The sequence below is a fragment of the Methylobacterium komagatae genome (assembly GCF_042661665.1).
GTDB lineage: Bacteria > Pseudomonadota > Alphaproteobacteria > Rhizobiales > Beijerinckiaceae > Methylobacterium > Methylobacterium komagatae.
In genome coordinates, this window is record NZ_JBHSWN010000001.1 from 4,649,413 (window position 1) to 4,669,437 (window position 20,025).

Below are 20,025 nucleotides of genomic sequence, written 5' to 3' on the forward strand. Positions count from 1 at the left end.
CTCGCGACCTAGCCCAGGGACAGCGGTGAAACATCCGGAACCCTCCCGGGACACGCGACGTCTGGGCCGCATCGGCAATTCCGGGGACGCGTTGATGCAGGTTCAGGCCGACGTTGCGAGCAAGTCCCAAGGTGCCACCCCGTCGTTGCTGCTGGCCTTCCTCGGCTTTGCCACCTCGACCGTCGGAATCGTAGGTATCATGACCGCGCTCGGCACGCTGGCCTGAGGCGTCCGACATACGCGAAGACCGGACGACTGCCCGTCAGTGCAGCTCCTGCGGCGTGACCTCGTCCGTGACGTCCTGCCCGTTTCCCACTTCGCGGACGCTGATCCTGACGCCCGCAAGGACCAGTCGCCGTAGGTCGTCCGCCCCACGGTAAGTCCTGGTCTCCAGGTCGTAGAGGCGGCATCCGCCATAGCGCTTGAGATGTCGGACGGTCGCGGGCTTCTTCTTGGACATGGCGGATGACGCGCGTCTGCAAGGCGCCCGACTTTCGGACAGACCTCGTTCTCTGGAATGGTTACAGAGTAGGCTCTGTAAGGCAACAAACTCGCGTTCCGCGCAAGTCGCGCTTGACATCGCAGTCCACCGAGGATGAATGGAGCCATCGGGGAGCGATCCCCCGACGAGGCTTCGGCTGAAGAATCGCGTCCCATCTGCACTCGCTGCAAGGACGCGTCATGCCCGTGCCGAACTCCATCTCCGTCCAAAACCTTGCACGCCTGATCGGCACCCCGGGATGCCCGGTTGTCGTTGACGTGCGCGCCTACAAGGAATTCCTCGCCGACCAGCGCCACGTACCCGGCTCCCTCGTCCGGGAGGCCGGCCGGGTCGCCGAGTGGGCGCCGGCGTTGCGCGGCAGGTCCGTCGTCGTGGTCTGCGAGGACGGTCGGCGAAACAGCCAAGGCGTCGCCGCATGGCTGCGCAGCGCCGGGGCGGACGCCGAGGCCCTGCAGGGCGGCATCGCGGACTGGGCAGCCGCCGAACTGCCTATGGTGCCGGCCGACAAGGTCCGTAACCGCGACGAGCAAGGCCGCACTGTCTGGGTCACGCGCGCCCGGCCCAAGGTCGACCGCATCGCCTGCCCCTGGCTCATCCGCCGCTTCGTCGACCCCGACGCGGTCTTCCTCTTCGTGCCGCCTACCGAGGTCGTCGGCGTCGCGGAACGCTTCGAGGCCGCGCCGTTCGACATTGACGACCCCGGCACCTTCTGGAGCCACCGGGGCGAGCTCTGCACGTTCGACGTCATGGTCGACGAACTCGGCCTCGCCACGCCACCGCTCCTCCACCTCGCGACCCTGGTGCGCGGGGCTGATACGGGCCGCCCTGACCTCGCGCCGGAGGCGGCCGGTCTGCTTGCGGCCTCGCTCGGCCTCTCGCGGATCTACGCGGACGACTTGGAGCAGCTCGACGCCGGCATGCTCCTCTACGACGCCTTCTATCGCTGGTGCCGGGACGCGACCGGCGAGCGTCACGATTGGGTCGGCGACCGCACCAAGGGGAAGGCCTGACCCATGGCCGCGACCGCACGGATAGAGAGCGCGCCCGAGCCCGGCGCGGTCACCCCGGGAGCGCCGCTGCCCGTGACCCTGGCCGAGGCCGTACCGGTCTGGGCGCGCATCGCCGCGCTCTCCTTCGGGGGCCCGCCGGGCAGATCGCGGTCATGCATCGCATCCTCGTCGAGGAGCGGCGCTGGATCTCCGAGAACCGCTTCTTGCACGCCCTGAACTTCTGCACCCTCCTGCCGGGGCCGGAGGCGCAGCAGCTCGCCACCTACGTGGGCTGGCTGATGCACGGCACCCGCGGCGGCCTCGTCGCAGGCGGGCTGTTCGTCGTACCGGGCATCGTCGCCATCATGGCCATGAGCTGGGTCTACGCGCTTTACGGCAACGTCGGCTTCGTCGCTGGCCTGTTCTTCGGTCTCAAGGCGGCGGTGCTCGCCATCGTGCTGCAGGCCGTGATCCGCATCGGCAAGCGGGCACTCAAGGGCCCGGTCATGATCGGCCTCGCAGCGGCGGCGTTCGTGGCCATCTTCTTCATCGGTGTGCCCTTCCCGCTGATCGTCCTGACAGCCGGCGTGATCGGCTACTTCGGTGGCCGGGCCGGCCTGCCGCAGTTCAAGGCCGGGGGCCACGGCGGCGGCGCGAAGGCCGTCGAGGGCCCCTTCCTCCTCGACGACCACGAACTCCCGCAGGAGCGGGCCGGCACCGGGCACACCCTGCGGGTGCTGCTGACCTGGGGCGCGATCTGGCTGCTGCCCGTCGCCGCGATCCTGCTCGCCCTCGGGACGGACGACGTCTTCAGCCAGGTGGCCGTATTCTTCTCGAAGATGGCGATGGTGACGTTCGGCGGGGCCTACGCGGTCCTCTCCTACGTCGCCCAGCAGGCGGTGGAGCATTACGGCTGGCTCAGGCCCGGCGAGATGCTCGACGGGCTCGGGATGGCCGAGACGACGCCGGGCCCCCTCATCATGGTCACGCAGTTCGTCGGATTCCTAGCCGCCTACCGGGCACCGGGGGGCCTGTCGCCCTTGCTGGCCGGGACCCTCGGCGGGCTCCTGACCACCTGGGTGACCTTCGCACCGTGCTTCCTCTGGATCTTCGTGGGCGCGCCTTACGTCGAGCGCCTGCGCGGCAACCGGGCGCTGGCCGGCGCGCTCTCGGCGATCACTGCGGCGGTGGTCGGTGTGATCCTGAACCTGGCGGTCTGGTTCGCCCTGCACACGGTCTTCGCCGAGACGCGACCCTTCACGGCAGGTCCGGTCCGCTTCGACGTGCCGGTCCCCGCCAGTCTGAACCCATGGGCGCTGGCCCTGTCGGTTGCTGCCGTGCTGGCGGTGTTCCGGTTCAAGGTCGGCATGGTCCCGACGCTGGCCGCGTGCTCGGCCGCCGGCATCCTCCTGCATTACGCGGGGGCCATCGCGTGAGACGCCTGATCGCACCGACCGCCATCGTGTTGCTCCTAGCGGCGTTCCCTGCCGTCGCCGGACCGGATGGGTTGCCCGGTTTCGAGCCGATGCAGACCGGTCCCGGCGCCGCCGGCCGGTGGGATGCCGTCGCGGACGTGGACGGGACGGACGGGCACGCCGTCGAGCAATCGAGCGATGACCCGACCGAGGACCGCTTCCCCTTGTTGATCCGCATGGCGACGGCGCCGGCGGACGTGACGGTCCGGGCACGCATCAAGCCGGTGTCGGGCTCAGTGGACCAAGCCGGGGGCCTCGCCGTGCGGTTGCTGGACCGTAACAACTACTACCTCGTCCGGGCCAATGCGCTCGAAGGCAACGTGCGGTTCTACAAGGTCATCGCCGGCCACCGGACGCAGTTGGGGGGCGCGGACCTGCCCGTCGTCGCGGGCGTCTGGCACGACCTCGCCGTGACTGCCCGCGAAGATCGTTTCACGGTGTGGTTCGACGGCGGGGAGCTCTTCACCGTGACGGACGCGACCATCGGCACGCCGGGCAAGGTCGCGTTCTGGACCAAGGCGGACAGCGTCACTCGCTTCGACCGTCTCGACGTGGAGGAGCTGCGATGACGGCGGCCCACGTCTTTGCAGTCGCGGTGGCGCTCGGTGCCGCCGGAATGACGGTCGCGTCCGCCGGGGAACCCTTCCGCAGGCTTTTCGGGCGCGACCTCGTCAAGCGCCTGACCGGCATGGAACTCACCGACGACGTGCACTGGGCCTACGGCTTCGAGAAGGGCGGTCGCCTGCGCACGGTCTCGATGGGGACGCTCCGGACCGGCTTCTGGCGCGTCCGGGGCGACGAGCTCTGCCTCGACGGCGGTCCGGACGGCGCCCGCTGCTTCGAGGTTTGGGCCGCGGGCGACGGCATCGAGCTCCGGCGCGACGACGGGAGCCTTCCCGACGCCGGCACCCTTCGCAAACCCCAGGCGCGTCGGTAGCGCACGCCTCCCCGAAAGGAAGTACAGCATGTCCAACGACATCGACCGCCGCAACCTCTTCCTGGCCGGCGCGGGCCTCGCCGCCGCGGGACTGGGGGTGGGCTCAGCCGCCGCCGCGGACGGATCCGCTCCCGGGCAGCCTGCATTGAAGCTGCCGCCTTACACCGCCAAGCCGCTCCCGCTGGACCCGCAGAAGATCGCCGGGATGAGCGAGCGCATCATGATCAGCCACTACGAGAACAACTATCTCGGGGCGGTGAAGCGCCTGAATTCCATCGCGGACCAACTCGCGACGATGGACTACGAGAAGACGCCCGGGTTCGTGGTCAACGGGCTCAAGCGCGAGGAGCCATCGCCACGAACTCGATGATCCTGCACGAGCTGTTCTTCTCCAACCTCGGCGACCAGAGCAAGCCGGGGCCGGCCTTGGAAGCCGCGCTGGTCCGAGACTTCGGCAGCGTCGAGCGGTGGCGCTCGCAATTCACCGCCATGGGGCGGGCCGAGGGCGGCGGATCCGGCTGGGTGCTCCTGACTTACAGCCCTCGGGACAAGCGCCTAGTGAACGCCTGGGCAGCCGACCACACCACCACGCTGGCCGGCGGCACGCCCATCCTGGCGATGGACATGTACGAGCACGCCTACCAGATGGATTTCGGGGCGAAGGCCGCGAACTACGTCGACGTCTTCATGAAGGTGATCCGCTGGGAGACGGCCGACCGCCTTTACGAGGAAGCCAGCCGCGCGTCATGAGGAATCGACGCGTCTTCGCCGTTGTCCTGCTCGCTGCCGGGCTCGCCGCCATGAGTGCCGTCCCGGGAGCCTCGTCCGGCGAGGAAGCCGGATCCGCTACGGACGCAGCGCCGTTCGAGCGGCCGGTGCAGCGGCAAGGCGCCATCGACGTGACGCGGCGCCGGACGCAGGATCTCTACCAGGCCTGCCTCGCCGAGCAGGGGGCGGCCTCCGGCTGGTGCGGTGCCTACCTGATGGGCGTCGCCGACACCCTGACGGCCTTCGGGAATGGCGGCAGCGCGAGCGGGATCTGCAGTCCGGACTACACGATCGAGGAATTGGTGGAGACCTTCCTCACCTGGGGACGTTCGAACGGTTCTCTCCTCGGCATCGACATGCTCGCCGGCGCGAGCCTGGCTTTCCGGCGGCGCTGGCCCTGCGAACGGTCCGGCTCCCCCGCTCGCTGAGAACAAGGTCGCGCACCGCAAGCTTGACGGCCAGACATCCTCGACCGCGACAGTCCATTTCCTATCACGCCAACGGGGTACTTCCGGTCGGAACGTGGGGCTGCGCAGACGACGGACCTCGATCATCGGTGCACCGATACGGCAGCCGACGACCTATGCGGGACCGCGTTCAGCCTCTTCAACCTCATAACCGGCGTCGCCCTCGATGTCGCCGGCGTCGTGGCCGGCGCCGCTTGGGATACGGCAGGCTCGACGGCTACGTTCCTGGCCGGCGCCGCGTTCGGTGCCCTCGCCTTGGTCGGCCTTTTCGTCGTCAGGCTCCAAGCGGACCTGCGGCGGACCCGCGTCGCCTGAGGCTAGGGTATTTGCCCATCGGATGGCATAGGGCCACGGTCCGGTCGTCCGGGGAGTGTTGTAGCGGGCGGTTCGAGATCGAGCGGAAGTTCCTCGTCGCCGACTAGCAATGGCGTGGCGGTGTCGTCGAGCTCATGTCCGCTTCAGAGCCCAGTCCGCAAGTCGATAAATGACCGGGGCGGGTCGCCAACGGAACGTCCGCTACTGGGTAGTCCGCCAGCTTGCACTCTCGGCGAATGACCAGTCCGCTGCCATTTCTCCAGTCTGTGGAGCACTTCAAGCTGATCCTTGACCAGGGTCCACTCGGATGGTCCATTCCCCAGGTCCGATGCCGCTCAAGAAGGGTGATCGGGGGCTTAAACCCTTGATGTCGTACCCCTTAGGTTTTGGCTGAGAATCCTGGCGCCCCAGCCAAGCCTCCGCTAAGTCATTGATCTGATTGCATTCGGCTCTCGGCCGCTTCGGCGGCCATGCCGATTGTACGCAGAGCTGTTGCACGCGCTTGTCCACAGGGGCAGGCCGTTGACGATTTGTTCTAACGTGTTCCGCCGCGGGGCGGTATACTGGTGGCGAAGGCGATTCCGTTGCGATGAGCGGACACGACCCTCTGGTGCCCCGCTTAGGGGGAAGTCCACCACGGTCGCTCTGAGCCTGGGCACTACCGACCCGGCAGGTGCTCGCACACTTGGCTGGGGGCTCAACGCGGAAAGCCTCCGCGTCCGGGATGACCCCGCCATGCAAACAGCAACTCAGATTCGCGACCACCTACGCGCCTTCGTCGATCGGGAGCGAAGCGCGCGGATTGCACGCTTGCAGCGTGACCTCAATCCACCGCGCGCGCGCCTCATCGGCGACTGGTCCTCGCTCATGGTGAAACGGGAACGGGAGTATCGGATCTTTGGACGCCTTCAGGCACTAGCGGCCGAGGAAGGCTTCGAAGCGGGGTACGACAGCAAACTCGATGCCCGCCTGAAGCGGGAAGGCTTCAGCCTGACGGAGCGCGGAGCCATCCGACGGCGCATCGAGAACGGTTACCTGCGCGATCTCGGTCGCCCGGACGAGACTGGTCGGCTCACGCCACCGCGCGCTTACCTTCAGACGATGCTGACCAGCATGAACGAGCCTTTGACGGAGGCTGGCCTCAATCGCTGCCTTCGTGGCCTCGCGGCGCTCTCCAGCCATGTTTCACGCGAGTTCGCCTCAACCTATGCTGAGGCGCGTGCAGATCCACGGGAAGCCTGGGCCAATCTCTCAGCGATGCGTGCAAAGGGCGAAGTACCCCGCGACACATTGGGCTGGGCCAAGTCGGACTTCGACGGCGCCGACAGCTTCGAATGGGGCAACTTCGAAGTCGACGTCCCTACCCCGTCGCAGCAGGCGATGGACGATTATGAGAGATCTAACGCTCGCCAAACCGAGCCTGCATCCTCTCGGACTTCCGAACAAGATGCTGTGCCTAGCAGGCGAGACCAGACCTCCGCCGCGCCGACGCCTCCTCATCAAACGGATAGCGCTGCGCCTGAGCAGGCCTCAGAAACCCTTGGCACTACGTCAGTGAATGAAGGTCGGAACCCGGTTGAGAACGCCACCATCGGCACCGAGGTTCTCAACCAAGAAAGCTCAAATTGTAACGACAATCAAACTGAGACGACCTCTGCCGAAAAGACAAATTCTCTCATAGAAATCGTGGAAGAGCTCATCGGCCACAAAGGTAAGACGTGGGACGAGAAGACCCAGCGTCAGCATCGGGCCGTCTCCAAGATGCTGGTCGCTATCGCGGGCACTGACGATCTGGGAGAGATCAAACACGCCCATTGCGTCGCCTATGTCCAGAATCTCTCGAACTTGCCGAAGTCTTACGGCAAAAGCCAACGGGATGCGGAACTCTCGATCGCGGATCTTCTCGAACGTGGGCAGAGGTTACGGGCTTCTGGACAGGCCGAGAAAGTCGGGCTCAGTCCTGCGACGGTCAACCGGCACATCACACAGCTTTCGACCATTTTGAAATACTGCCGCGCCAATCAGCGTCCGATCGGAGAAGTGGAGCTCTTACGCGACTTTCGCCTGATTGACCCCCAACGGGATGGCGACAAGCGACCTGCCTTCGAGGTTGAAGATGTCGAGCGGCTCTTCGCGCATCCCGTCTGGACGTCGACGACATCCGAGGTGGATATGCAGCAGATCGCCAGCCGACAGCAGATTTTCGCGGCCGTCTATTGGCTGCCGCTTCTCGGCTACTACACCTGCGCACGCTTGTCGGAATTGACCTATCTCGAGATCGACGACGTTGATGTAACGCGGGGCACGCTGAGGATCAGGCCAACCCGCAGACGGCGTCTCAAGAATGCGGTGTCACAGCGAACTCTGCCGATCCATCCCGAACTTATTCGGCTCGGCTTCCTCAATTTTGTGCAGAGACGGTCGGGAAAACGAACGGACCTGATTTTTTCGGAGATTGAACAGCTTGGTGAAAACACCCCACTGTCGAACTTGTTTGACAAGCGCTGGAGCGTCGTCCTGGACGAAGCCGTGCCGTCGGCACGGGAAGAAGGAAAAACGTTTCATTCCTTCCGGCACTTCGGCAACATGGAAATGATCTTGGCCCTTGTCCTCGATCCGATACGCGAGTCGATGATGGGTCACGAGGGCGCCACAGTGAATTCGCGCCACTATAAAAAGACACTCAAGCCCGAGAAGCTTCAAACTGCTATCGCTGCCATACCGGAGGTCACGCGGAGCTTGATCGCGTACGACTGGTCGCTGATGGAGAAGGCGCTCATGGAAGACCCGCCGAAATCAAGAGCAGCACGACCTTGTGGGGCGCGACGTCCGACATCCGGCGGATCACCCCGGCATGCTTCAGGCAAGGATCGCATCATCGTGCCTGGACGTTCGCCACGTTCTGTCGAACCCCGCTGAGAACCACGTCGCAAACTGAAAAACACGACCTAACCGACTATGGATCGCGTCCGCTTAGGTGTGTCCTTTGTCCGGAGCGGACATTCGGCTTTGCGCCCATTCCAGTCGCTCGTAACGGCATCGGTTCGCCCCAAAAGCGGACATGGCCGCGGATGTATAGAAACGCTTTCAGTCTCTCGGCGGCCGGATGCCGAGACCTCGGATGAGGCCGAAGGCCACGAGCGCCGAAATGCCGGCGATGGCCATGGCCACGTAAGAGCCGCCGTCGTTCTCAGTCAGTGGCAGGCTTTTAGTATTCATACCGAATAGCCCGGTCACGAGCGTCGGCGGTAGGAACAGTGCCGTCAGCACCGACAAGGTGTAGAGTTGGCGGTTCGAAGCCTGGGCGAGGTAGGAGGACAGCTCCTCCTGCATCAGCCGGCTTCGGTCGGCGAGCATCACCATGTCCCGATCGAGCGCGTCCAGCCGCTGCGCGATCCGGGCTGCGGCTGTGACCGCGAGAGGCGGAACCTGCTCGTCGTCCTCCGCGGTCTCAAGCCGGTGAAAGACGGCGCGCAGGCCGAGGAGTTGCCGGTGCAGCCGGACGGCATCCCGGCGGATCGGCCCGAGCCGCCGCTGTTCGCCGCGCATGCGCTCGTCAAGAATGTGGTCCTCGATCTCATCGAGCTCATCGGCCAGGCGAGCGCCAGTCTCGACCATCGCGGTCACGACCTGATCGACGATGACGTCGAGCAGCTGGATCGGGGCGAGGATACCGCGACCCTCCGCAGCCGCATCGCGCGCGCGGTCCGGCCCGAGGACAGGGTGACGTCGGCCGCTCACGAGCAGGCGCGGTCCCATGACGAAGTGGAGCCGTCCGCCGGCGTCGACTTTCGGGCTCTCGCCTCTCTCGCAGACCAAATCGGCTACGACGCCGCCGATATGGCCTGCCTCGACGATCAGGCGTTGATGCAAGTCGCTCGCGAAGGCGGCTTCCGTCAGTTGCGGGGGTCCCAGTTGCCCCTCGGCAACGAGCCCCGGAAGGCGCGCGTCATTCAGGTTGAAGTGCAGCCAAGTGAAGCCTTCGCCGAAGCCCCCCGGATGAAGCGGCGGCTCCTCGGGTTCGACAAGACGGCCCCGGCCGGTCTCATCGAACCGCATCGCCCAAAGCAGGCCCGGCAAGGCGGGCTCGTCGCACAGAAGACGAGGCGCCGCGCCGGTGGGGATTGCCGTCACAATCAGAACACGTGGCGAAGGATGAAGAACAGCGTACCGGCGATCAGGATGGCGGCCGGCAGCGTCGTCACCCAGGCCAGCGCCATGTTGCGCACCGTCGCGATCTGCAACCCGGAACCGTTCGCCGCCATCGTGCCCGCAACGCCCGACGACAGGATGTGCGTGGTGGAGACCGGCAGACCGTAGACCTCGGCGAGCCCGATCGTGCCCGCCGCGACGATCTCGGCGGAGGCGCCTTGGGCGTAGGTCAGGTGGGTCTTGCCGATCCGCTCGCCGACGGTGACGACGATGCGCTTCCAGCCGACCATCGTGCCGAGGCCGAGCGCCAGGGCGACGCAGACCTTTACCCAGTCGGGGATGTAGCGTGTGCCCGCGTTGAGCAGATCGGTGTAGCCTTTGAGGGTCTTGGTCTCGGCGTCCGAGAAGCTGGCGCCGGACTTCGGCAGCAGGCGGATCGCGTCCGAGGCGAGATACATGTCGTTGCGGACGTTCGAGGTCGCGGCAGCCGGGACCTGCCGGATCGAGCCGTAACCCTGCACGGCCTTGGCAATGTCGGTGGAGAGGGCGGCGAGCGCGGCGTAGACCGGCGGCTTGTCGAGCTCCTTGGCCTTCAGCGCGTCGCTGACCACCTTGCGGGCCTGGGCCGCGTCGGGCTGCGCGGCACCGTTGGCGCGGGGCGTGAACACGCCACTCGCGGCCTGCGAAGATTGCACGAAGGCCGGTGTGGCGTCCGCGGTCATGGTGCGGTTCAGGGCGTAGGCGGTGGGGGCGGCACCGATCAGGATCAGCATGATGAGCCCCATGCCCTTCTGCCCGTCATTGCCGCCGTGGAAGAACGAGACCAGCGTACAGGTCAGGATCAGCAGGCTGCGGATCCACAGGGGCGGAGGTGCGTCGCCGTTCGGGGCCTCGTAGAGGTCCTTGCGCCGCACCGTGAACTTCAGCGCCAGGAGCAGCAACGCCGCGAGGACGAATCCGCAGATCGGACTGAAGGCGAGGGCCTTGAACACGCCGAACGCTTGGTTCCAATCGACGCCGGAGGTGCCGTCCTGACCACCCATGAGCTGGTTGGCGAGGCCGACGCCGAGCACCGAGCCGATCAGCGCGTGGGACGAGGAATTCGGCAGGCCGAGCGCCCAGGTGCCGAGGTTCCAGATGATGGCGGCGAGCAGCAGCGCGAAGATCATCGCGTAGCCCGCCCCCGAGCCGACTTGGAGGATCAATTCCACCGGCAGCAGCGTGACGATGGCGTAGGCCACCGCGCCGGACGAGAGCATCACGCCGAGGAAGTTGAACATCCCCGACCAGATCACCGCGAACAGGGGCGGCATGGAATGGGTATAAATGACCGTGGCCACCGCGTTGGCGGTGTCGTGGAAGCCGTTCACGAACTCGAAGCCCAGGGCAATCAGCAGGGCGAGGCCCAGCAGCGCGAAGGCGCCGTAAGCGAGCGGCGCCTCGCCGACGGCGTTCATGTCGGCGATCAGGCTGATGACGGCGTAGGCGAGCCCGGCGACGAGGACGAGCAGAAAGGCGATGATGCCTCCCGGATGCATGCTCCGGTCGAGATGAGGCTTGCCATCGGGCGAACGTCCTACCGCTCCAGTCGGAGCAAAGGCGGCGTCGGACATGGGCACCTCGGAATGTTTCGTTACCGAGGGATTAAAGTCGGCCGGTGACGCTCAGGTGACGCGGTGGCAGATGGGATGCTTTCATTCGCCTCGAACAAACGATCGCGACACGCGCCTTGCCACCGTGTCCCGGCAATCGGCCATCGCGGTGTCACGCAAATTTCATCCATGCTAGGCCGTCGCCTACGCCAGTTCAGGCAGAGAGGATCACGTGCATGGCTTCCATTGAGGAGATCGCCTCGGCGCTGCATGCCATCGCCAAGCCGGGGATGAAGCCGAAGGCCCTCCGGACCGCGATCCGTCAGAAATATCCCGATGTCACCAAGAAGGAGGTCGTCCGCGCCGCCTTTTATGCGCTGACGGAACCATCTCCGGCGCAGCACGGTGCCCATGACGAACTGCACAATTTCGCGCTGGCCGAGCGAATCGCGGAAGACAACGCCGACGAGGTATTAAGGGTCAGCAAGCTCAAGAAAAAGAAGAAGCACGCCGCCGATTCCGACAGGAAAACCCCGGCTCATTGAAGACATCCTCAATGGCCGGGTGGCCTGCGCTTGAACCGAAACGCCTCGATCTCATGCACGAGGCGTTCGCTCTGCCAGATCTGAGCCCGGTCTGCGCCACAGATGATCATCGCCAGATCGATGGCTTCATGGTCGTCATGGGCGATGATGGCATGGGATGTGAGCAGCCGGTTGCTCGTGTCGATCCTATTGACCGTGTAGAGCCTTTCGACTTCCTGACTTGTTACCCGAGGCGTGTCTGGATCGTACGACAATATCACGTGCGTCATGCCTGGAATCCTTTCAAGCCTACCAAAAGCAGAAAGATGTTGCGCATGAATCATGTCGATGTGCTTTTGTAACGAAGATCATAGCTGCGATCAACGGGGTCTTTAGTCTCAGAAAAATAGGATTATCCAGCAATTAAAGTTGGCTAAGTTTATCATGGTGCTTGTGAGGATCGATTTTCACTGACTGATTTTGATTCAGAAGGTTTGGTCGTGACGGGGCGTCGTGCCGCTCCGGGCGATCCGCTGGATGCGGGCCCGCAAAGGAACGGAAGCCCTACGACGGTGCGTAGAGACCCTTCTGTTGATGCATCGACAGAATGCATCCTTTCCCTCGGACACTTTCACAAAGTTGTGATCTTCGGCCTCTAGCGGCGTAGCGGATCGTTAACGGTTCGTGAAACCGCCCCCTTTGTTGCAAGCGCCATGTGCAGCGGCATCGGTGGCGAGGTCGTGCATCCGGGACTCGATCGTCTTCAACCGGCCCTCGAATCCGGCCTGAGCCGGGTCGAGTGGCGTCCGGAGGATTGAATGTCGAGTTCTCCGAACCCGAATGGTGTCGTCATCGGCGGCACCACGATCTACGGTGCCGCGCCCTCCCTTCAGGGCCTTTCGGGGGCCACATCGACGACGGCCCCGGCCGCGACGAACGCGCTGACCCTGGTGCGGCTCGGCGCCTATGCCGCCACCAATGATCCCACGACCGGCGCGTCGCCGAACGCCGAGGTCGTCGCCTACGATGCGACGACGAACCGGCTCTACGTGCAGAACACCAACGAAAGCCGCATCGAGATCGTGTCGATCTCGTCCGCGGGGGCCATGACCAAGACCGGGGAGATCCTTCTTCCAGGCCTCGATCAGTACGGCGCGGTGAACTCGGTCGCCGTGTCGAACGGCCTCGTGGCCGTCGCCTATGCCAACGCCACGGGCGATCAGCCGGGCCGCGTCGCCTTCTTCGACGCGACTGGGACCCTGTTGAGCACGGTGACGGTCGGTGTCGGCCCCGATCAGGTCGTCTTCACCCGCGACGGCACGAAGCTCCTCGTCGCCAACGAGGGCGAGCAGGCAAGCGCGAACAGCAACCCGGTCGGCGGCATCTCGATCATCGACGTGTCGGGCGGCGGCGCGGCGGCTGCCGTGCTCACGACGGTCGGCTTCGACGGGCTGAACGGCAGCGAGGCCACCCTGCGGGCGCAGGGGCTCGCCCTGTCGCCGAACGTCTCCGCCGCCGCCGACATCGAGCCGGAATACATCGCGATCTCGCCGGACAACCGCTTCGCCTACGTCACCTTGCAGGAGGTGAACGGCGTCGCGGTGATCGACCTCGCCAATCCCGGCACGGCGCCCATCGCTATCCAGCCGCTCGGCGCGGTGAACCATTCGCTCGCGGGCAACGAGTTCGACGCCTCCGACCGGGACGGGCCGAACGGCACCGCCTCGATCCGCATCGCCACGACGCCCTCGGGCACGCCGATCTACGGCCTGCTCCAGCCCGATTCGCTCGCGAGCTTCACCACCAACGGCTCGACCTATTTTGTCACCGCCAACGAGGGTGACCAGCGGGTCATCGGCGGCACCGACAACACCGCCGACGTCGCGCGGCTGAGCGCAGTCCCGAACAGCAAGCTGACCCCGGAGCTTCAGGCGCTCAAAGCCGATCCGGCCTATGCCCGCCTCAATATCCTGCTTCAGGTCGGGGACACCGACAATGACGGACGGATCGACCAGCTCCACACGCTGGGCGGTCGCGGCATCTCGATCTTCCGCCAGAATGCCGACGGCACCATCACCAAGGTCCGCGAGACCGGCGGCGAATTCGAGAAGATCTTCGCCCAGATCGCGCCGGAGCGGTTCAACAACGATCAGGTGATCGCCAACACGCCGGACGATCGCTCGGACAACAAGGGGCCCGAGCCCGAGGGCATCACGATCGGCAGCGTCAACGGCCGGATCTACGCCTTCGTCGGCCTGGAACGGCAGAGCGGCGTCATCGTCTATGACGTCACCGACCCGGCCAATGCGGCCTACGTCTCGTACGTCCCGCCGCAGCCGAACGCGACGACCGACCTCGGCCCGGAGGTCCTGACCTTCATCGCAGCCGACAGAAACCCGACCGGCACGGCCCTCGTGATCAGCGCCAACGAGGTCAACAACGGCGGTGCCGTGCTCTATGCCGCCCTGCCCCAGGGCTACACCCAGGAGATCGGCTTCGCCGCAGGCTCGCTCTCCGTCGGCCAAGCCGAGGGCGATGCGGGCGAGACCGTGTTCACCTTCACGGTGGAGCGCAGCAACGGGACGCTCGGCACCGTGACCTTCACGGCGGAAGTCTCGGGAAGTGGAGCCAATCCGGCGGCCTCGGCGGATTTCTCCGGCACGCCCGGCCTGCCGCTCACTGTGACGGGCACGATCCCCGCCGGAGCCGCCTCCGCGCAGGTCAGCGTCCGCGTCCAGGGCGATACCCGGTTCGAGGCGAACGAGACCTTCGCACTCACCCTGCGCTCGGCGTCGTCCGACCAATCCGGCGTGAGCGCCGCCGTCGGCACCGCCGCCACAGCCATCGGCACCATCCTGAACGACGATCCGACCCCCATCTCGGTGGTGCAAGGGTCCGGCACGGCGAGCCCCCTTGTCGGCAGCACCGTCACCATCGAGGCCATCGTCGTCGGCGACTTCCAGAACGGCGACGCCGACACCAAGCGCAACCTCGGCGGCTTCTACCTTCAGGAGGAGGCGGCCGATCAGGACGGCAATCCGCTCACCTCGGAAGGCGTGTTCCTCTACGAAGGCACCGGCAGCCGCCTCCTTGATGTCGCCGAGGGCGACCGGGTGCGGGTGACGGGCGTCGTCACCGAATTCAACGGCGAGACACAGATCGCGGTCACGAGCGCCCAGGCGATCCGGATCGTGCAGGCGGGGGCGCTCACCGCCGCCGAGGTCAAAGCACAGGCCGTGGAAGTCCAGCTTCCCGCGACCGGCACGGTGGGCACCGGTACGACGGCCCAGCCCGATCTCGAACGCTACGAGGGGATGCTGGTCCGCTTCCCCCAGACGCTCACGATCACCGAGCAATTCAACCTCGACCGGTTCAACGAGATCCGCCTCGCGGCGGGCGGGCGGCCGGAGACCTTCGCCAACGAGTTCGAACCGAACACGGCGGCCTATGCCGCCTACCTCGCCCAAACGGCCGCCCGCTCGATCACCTATGACGACGGGCTCAACACCCAGAACCAGCGGATCGAGAACCTCGACGGGTTCGGGCCGACCTACGGCACCGCGACGGCGTTCCGCATGGGCGACACGGTGAGCGACCTCACCGGCACCCTCGGCTACGGCCCGAGTGGTGCCTTCCGGGTCCGCGCCATCAATGACGGCGACAACACCTTCACGGTGGCCAACCCGCGCCCCGCCGCGCCCGACGCGACGGGGGGCACCCTGAAGATCGGCAGCCTCAACGTCCTGAACTACTTCACGACGCTCGACACGAGTTCGGCGGCGCGCACGGCCATCGGCCAGGAGCCGCGCGGCGCGAACAATGCCGCCGAGCTCGCCCGCCAGACGGAGAAGCTCGTCACCACCCTGATCGGAACCGGTGCCGACGTGCTCGGCCTCACCGAGTTGGAGAACCAATTCAGGCCGGGCGATCCCGGCAACGCCCTCGAATACCTCGTGGGCCAGCTCAACCTGCGAGCGGGGGCGGGCACCTGGGCCTATGTGAACCCCGGCGCGCAGCTCGACCAGGGTCAGTTCCTCGGCGGCGACGCCATCGCGGTCGGGTTCATCTACAAGCCGGGCAAGGTCAGCCTCGCGCTGAACACCACCATCGAGAAGCTCGACGACACCGACGTCGCGGCCCTGAATCCGGCCCTGCTTCAGCAGAGCACGACCGGCCACATCTTCAACGGCGTGAATACCAGCCGCGCCTCCCTCGCCGTGACCTTCAATGAGATCGCCACGGGAGAGCAGTTCACGGCGGTCATCAACCACTTCAAGTCGAAGAGCGGCACCGGAACCGGCGCCGATGCCGACCAGGGCGACGGCCAGGGCGCTTGGCAGCAGCAGCGGGAACTCGCCGCGACCGCCCTGTCCCAGTGGATCGCCGCGCACCCGACGGGGAGCCAGGACGGCGACACGATCCTGCTCGGCGACTTCAACGCCTACATCAAGGAAGACGCCCTCGACATCCTCAAGGCGGGCGGGTTCACCAACCTCGCCGAGGACCGGCTGGGCAACCCCTATTCCTACGTCTTCGACGGGGCCTACGGCGCCCTCGACCATGCGCTGGCTTCGAGCAGCCTGAACCGGCAGGTGACCGGCGTCACCGAGTGGCACATCAACGCCGACGAGGCCGACGCGATCGACTACAACCTCGATTTCAGCCGCCCCGCCAGCTACTTCGATGGCCAGGTCGCAGCGCGGGAATCGGACCACGACCCCGTCCTCGTCGGCCTGCGGCTCGACTCGGTTGCGCCGACCCTCGTCTCCGCGACGCCCGCCGACAACGCCGCAGGGGTCGCCGCCGGTGCCAACATCGTCCTGCGCTTCAGCGAGACGGTGCGCGCCGGGACCGGCACGATCACCCTGACCGACGGCGCGGGCGACCAGCGCAGCATCGCGGTCTCCGACGCTTCCCAGATCACGATCAGTGGCGACACCGTCACGATCAATCCCACCGCCGACCTGCGCCCCGGCACCGCCTACGACGTGATCGTCCCGGGAGGAGCCTTCACCGACGGGACAGGCAACGCCTTCGGCGGGATCGCGCAGGATCATCTCGACTTCACCACAGCGCAGGCCGCCCCGATGACCTATACGCTTCAGATTCTTCACGCCTCGGATTGGGAGGCGGGCCTGCTCGCCACCCAGCGGGCGGCGAATTTCGCGGCCATCGTCGACAAGCTCGAGGATGCGACGCCCAACTCCATCACCCTCTCGACGGGCGACGGCTGGATCCCGAGCCCCTTCTACATCGCGGGTGCCGATCCGCAGCTCGCGGCCACCTATAACGGCGTCTACAATCAGCTGTTCGGGCTGTCGGGCAGCGCCGCCTACACGAAGCTGGCGGCCTCGGCGGGCCGCGCCGACATCACCATCCAGAACATCATCGGCGTCCAGGCGGCGGTGTTCGGCAACCACGAGTTCGACGGAGGTCCGAACGAGGTCGCCAACATCATCGGCGCCAATCTCGGCTCCTCGGCGGGCAATGCCGACGACACCTGGGTCGGGGCGCAGTTCCCCTACCTCTCGACGAACCTGAACGTCTCGCGGGAATCCTCGCTCTCGGGCCTCGTGCACCGGGACGGCGATCTCGCCACCTTCGCCCAGACCGGCCCGACTTCGACCCAGACCGGGACCGGTGCCGACAAGATCGCCCGATCGACCATCATCGTGGAGAACGGCGAGAAGATCGCCTTCGTCGGCGCCACGACCCAGTTGGAGCCGCTGCTGACCACGCTCGGCAACGTCACGATCGACGGCTTCAACGGGCAGGATCAGATCCAGCTTCTCGCCGACCAGATCAACGCCGAGGTCGACCGGGTGCTGGCCGCCAATCCCGGGCTCAACAAGGTGATCGTCGGCACCCACCTGCAGCAGCTCGCCAACGAACAGGCGCTCGCGCCGCTACTGCGCAATGTCGATGTGCTGATCGGCGGCGGCTCGCACACCCTGCTCGCCGATTCCGACGACCGGCTCCTGCCCGGCGACGTGGCGGGCGGCACCTATCCTCAGTTCTTCACCAACGCGAGCGGGCAGACGCTCGCCCTCGTCAATACCGCTTCCGAATACTCGTATGTCGGCCGCCTCACCGTCACCTTCGACGACCAGGGCAACATCATCCGCAATTCGATCACCTCGGCGACCTCGGGCGCCGTGGCGGTCGATAACACCACGGTCGCGCAGCTTTACGGCTCGACCGCCGCCGCCTTCACGCCGGGGAGCAAGGGCTATCTCGTCCGTGAGGTGATCGAGGGTCTCGACGCCAACAACGACGGCGTGCAGGAGACGCTCGGCGTCGCCGATGTCATCCGCCAGCAGGACGGCAACATCCTCGGCCGCAGCAGCGTGTACCTGGAAGGTCGCCGCGGTGAGGTCCGCACCGAGGAGACCAACCTCGGCGACCTCACGGCGGACGCGAACCTCTGGTACGCCAAGCAGTACGACGGCAAGGTCACGGTCTCGATCAAGAACGGCGGCGGCATCCGCGACTCGATCGGCTCGTTCTCGACGGCGGGCGGCGGCACGGCCGAGCTCCCTCCGGCGGCCAACCCCTCGGCGGGCAAGGCGGCAGGCGACATCTCGCAACTCGACGTGACCAACTCCCTGCGCTTCAACAACGCGCTGGCGGTCGTCACCGTCACGGCCTCCGAGCTCGAACGGGTGCTGGAGCACGCGGTCTCCTCGGTGGCTCCGAGCGCGACGCCGGGATCCTTCCCTCAGATCGGCGGCATCAGCTTCTCCTTCGACGCGACGAAGCAGGCCCAGACCCTGGACGCCAACGGCAACGTCACGCGCGAGGGTCAACGCATCGTCTCGGCGGCGATCGTGGATGCGGACGGCTACCTGATCGACACGCTGGTGCAGAACGGGCAGGTCGTCGGCGATCCGAACCGTGAGATCCGCGCCGTCACCCTCGACTTCCTGACCACGGGAACGAGCGCGGCACCGGGTCTCGGCGGCGACAACTACCCCTTCCCGGCCTATGGCGAGAATCGCGTCGCGCTCAGCACCGCCACGCCGCTCACTCTGCCCAACACCGCGACCTTCGCCGCGCAGGGCACCGAGCAGGATGCGCTCGCCGAGTATCTCAAGGCTTTCCACAGCATCACGCCTTACGGGCAGGCCGATACCACCCCAGCCAACGATCTGCGTATCCAGAACCTCGGCGTCCGCGCCGATAGCGTCCTCGCCCGCGGCATCAGCGTGGTGGGCACGAACGGCGACGACACCTTCACCGGCACCAACTTCAGCGACCGCATCTTCGGTGGCGCGGGCAACGATGTGATCGTCAACGGCGCTGGCGACGACATCTTCCTCGGCGGCCAGGACGCCACCGGCCGGGGCGTCGATACCCTCGTCTTCCACTCCTCCTTCACCTCGGTCACGATCACGGAGGCGGGTGGCCTCACGCTCGTCTCCGGGCCGGAGGGCAGCGACCGCGTCGGCGGGTTCGAACGCTACCTGTTCAACGACGCCACCATCGTGGTCGATGACGGCAACCCGCTGGTCGACGATCTTTACTACCTGTCCCGCAATCAGGACGTGTTCCGGGCGGGTATGGACGCGGACACCCACTACGAGATGTACGGCGCTCAGGAAGGCCGCAACCCAAACGCCTTCTTCTCGACCTCAGGCTATCTCGCCGCGAACCCGGATGTGCGCGCGGCCGGGATAAACCCGCTGAAGCACTACGATCAGCATGGATGGAAGGAGGGGCGCGATCCGGGAGCGAGCTTCGACAACGAGTCCTACCTCGCCGCCAATCCGGACGTGAAGGCCGCCGGGATCGACCCGCTGAAGCATTACATCGAGTACGGCCAGGCCGAGGGTCGGACGATCCATGAAGCGATCGGCCGCGCCATCGACATCAAGGACGGCTTTGACGCGGAATACTATCTGCTCGCCAATCCGGACGTGGCCCGCGCGGCGGGAGCGGGCAACACATTCGCTTTCGCGGCGAGCCATTTCGAGCAAAACGGCTGGCGCGAGGGCCGCAACCCGAACTCGACCTTCGACACCAAGGGCTATCTGGACGCCTATGCCGACGTGAAAGCGGCGGGCGTCAATCCCCTCACTCACTACCACCAATACGGTTGGAGTGAGGGGCGCGACCCAACGAAAGCCTTCGACAGCTCGAGCTACCTCGCCGCCTACTCAGATGTGGCCGCCGCGAAGATCGACCCGATGCAGCACTTCCTGCAGTTCGGGCTCTACGAGGGCCGCTCTTCCTTCGCCGACGGCAGCTTCGGCAGCGGCACCCAAGGCTGAGAGCCATTCCCACCGGAAGGGGCGGGGTTCGCCT

At 66.1% G+C, this 20,025-nt stretch carries 12 protein-coding genes and 3 pseudogenes; 11 read left to right on the forward strand and 4 right to left on the reverse strand.

The window, feature by feature from the left end; genetic code table 11:
- Positions 1-25 precede the first annotated feature (25 nt).
- Complete coding sequence (locus ACFQE0_RS22980; RefSeq protein WP_378973801.1) at positions 26-226, forward strand: hypothetical protein; 201 nt, start codon at positions 26-28, stop codon at positions 224-226.
- Positions 227-262: 36 nt separating this feature from the next.
- Here the strand turns inward: ACFQE0_RS22980 and ACFQE0_RS22985 are convergent, their stop codons facing one another.
- Positions 263-460: a polyhydroxyalkanoate synthesis regulator DNA-binding domain-containing protein gene (locus tag ACFQE0_RS22985; RefSeq protein WP_378973804.1), complete on the reverse strand. Its 198-nt coding sequence runs from the start codon at positions 458-460 to the stop codon at positions 263-265.
- Positions 461-681: 221 nt separating this feature from the next.
- Here ACFQE0_RS22985 and ACFQE0_RS22990 point away from each other — a divergent pair, with 221 nt between their 5' ends.
- The 8 genes and pseudogenes from ACFQE0_RS22990 (at position 682) to ACFQE0_RS23025 (ending at position 8,372) form a co-directional block, all read left to right on the forward strand.
- Entirely contained in the window at positions 682-1,512 is an 831-nt protein-coding gene (locus tag ACFQE0_RS22990; RefSeq protein ID WP_378973806.1) for a chromate resistance protein ChrB domain-containing protein, read from the forward strand.
- A 3-nt stretch (positions 1,513-1,515) separates the two neighbouring features.
- Positions 1,516-2,927, forward strand: a pseudogene (gene chrA / locus ACFQE0_RS22995) (chromate efflux transporter).
- Positions 2,924-3,535 (forward strand): hypothetical protein, encoded by a 612-nt coding sequence (locus ACFQE0_RS23000; RefSeq protein WP_378973809.1) that lies wholly within the window; start codon positions 2,924-2,926, stop codon positions 3,533-3,535. Before chrA ends, ACFQE0_RS23000 begins: the two are co-directional and overlap by 4 nt.
- Positions 3,532-3,903 carry a hypothetical protein gene (locus ACFQE0_RS23005; protein ID WP_378973811.1) on the forward strand — a complete coding sequence of 124 codons (372 nt, stop codon included), beginning with the start codon at positions 3,532-3,534 and terminating at the stop codon, positions 3,901-3,903. Before ACFQE0_RS23000 ends, ACFQE0_RS23005 begins: the two co-directional genes overlap by 4 nt.
- A gap of 205 nt (positions 3,904-4,108) precedes the next feature.
- A pseudogene (locus tag ACFQE0_RS23010) lies at positions 4,109-4,653 on the forward strand (superoxide dismutase).
- Positions 4,650-5,099 carry a Rap1a/Tai family immunity protein gene (locus ACFQE0_RS23015; RefSeq protein WP_378973813.1) on the forward strand — a complete coding sequence of 150 codons (450 nt, stop codon included), beginning with the start codon at positions 4,650-4,652 and terminating at the stop codon, positions 5,097-5,099. Before ACFQE0_RS23010 ends, ACFQE0_RS23015 begins: the two are co-directional and overlap by 4 nt.
- Positions 5,100-5,318: 219 nt before the next feature.
- On the forward strand, positions 5,319-5,453 hold the full coding sequence (locus tag ACFQE0_RS23020; protein ID WP_378973816.1) for a hypothetical protein: 135 nt from the start codon (positions 5,319-5,321) through the stop codon (positions 5,451-5,453).
- Positions 5,454-6,188: 735 nt separating this feature from the next.
- A complete protein-coding gene (locus tag ACFQE0_RS23025) occupies positions 6,189-8,372 on the forward strand; it encodes a hypothetical protein (protein WP_378973818.1) in 2,184 nt (727 codons plus the stop codon).
- Between the two features lie 168 nt (positions 8,373-8,540).
- Here the strand turns inward: ACFQE0_RS23025 and ACFQE0_RS23030 are convergent, their stop codons facing one another.
- The gene (locus tag ACFQE0_RS23030; protein ID WP_378973820.1) at positions 8,541-9,587 is read right to left on the reverse strand and encodes a transporter; all 1,047 of its coding nucleotides are present in this window, start codon (positions 9,585-9,587) and stop codon (positions 8,541-8,543) included.
- A 2-nt stretch (positions 9,588-9,589) separates the two neighbouring features.
- On the reverse strand, positions 9,590-11,218 hold the full coding sequence (locus tag ACFQE0_RS23035; protein ID WP_378973822.1) for an inorganic phosphate transporter: 1,629 nt from the start codon (positions 11,216-11,218) through the stop codon (positions 9,590-9,592).
- Between the two features lie 215 nt (positions 11,219-11,433).
- On the opposite strand from ACFQE0_RS23035, the gene ACFQE0_RS23040 reads away from it, so the two are divergent.
- Positions 11,434-11,742, forward strand: coding sequence for a hypothetical protein (locus tag ACFQE0_RS23040; protein WP_378973825.1), 309 nt, complete (start codon positions 11,434-11,436; stop codon positions 11,740-11,742).
- Positions 11,743-11,750: 8 nt separating this feature from the next.
- Here the strand turns inward: ACFQE0_RS23040 and ACFQE0_RS23045 are convergent, their stop codons facing one another.
- A complete protein-coding gene (locus ACFQE0_RS23045; protein ID WP_378973828.1) occupies positions 11,751-12,011 on the reverse strand; it encodes a hypothetical protein in 261 nt (86 codons plus the stop codon).
- Between the two features lie 552 nt (positions 12,012-12,563).
- Between ACFQE0_RS23045 and ACFQE0_RS23050 the strand changes: the two are divergent.
- Positions 12,564-19,991, forward strand: a pseudogene (locus tag ACFQE0_RS23050) (ExeM/NucH family extracellular endonuclease); the annotation flags it as partial.
- Positions 19,992-20,025: the final 34 nt, after the last annotated feature.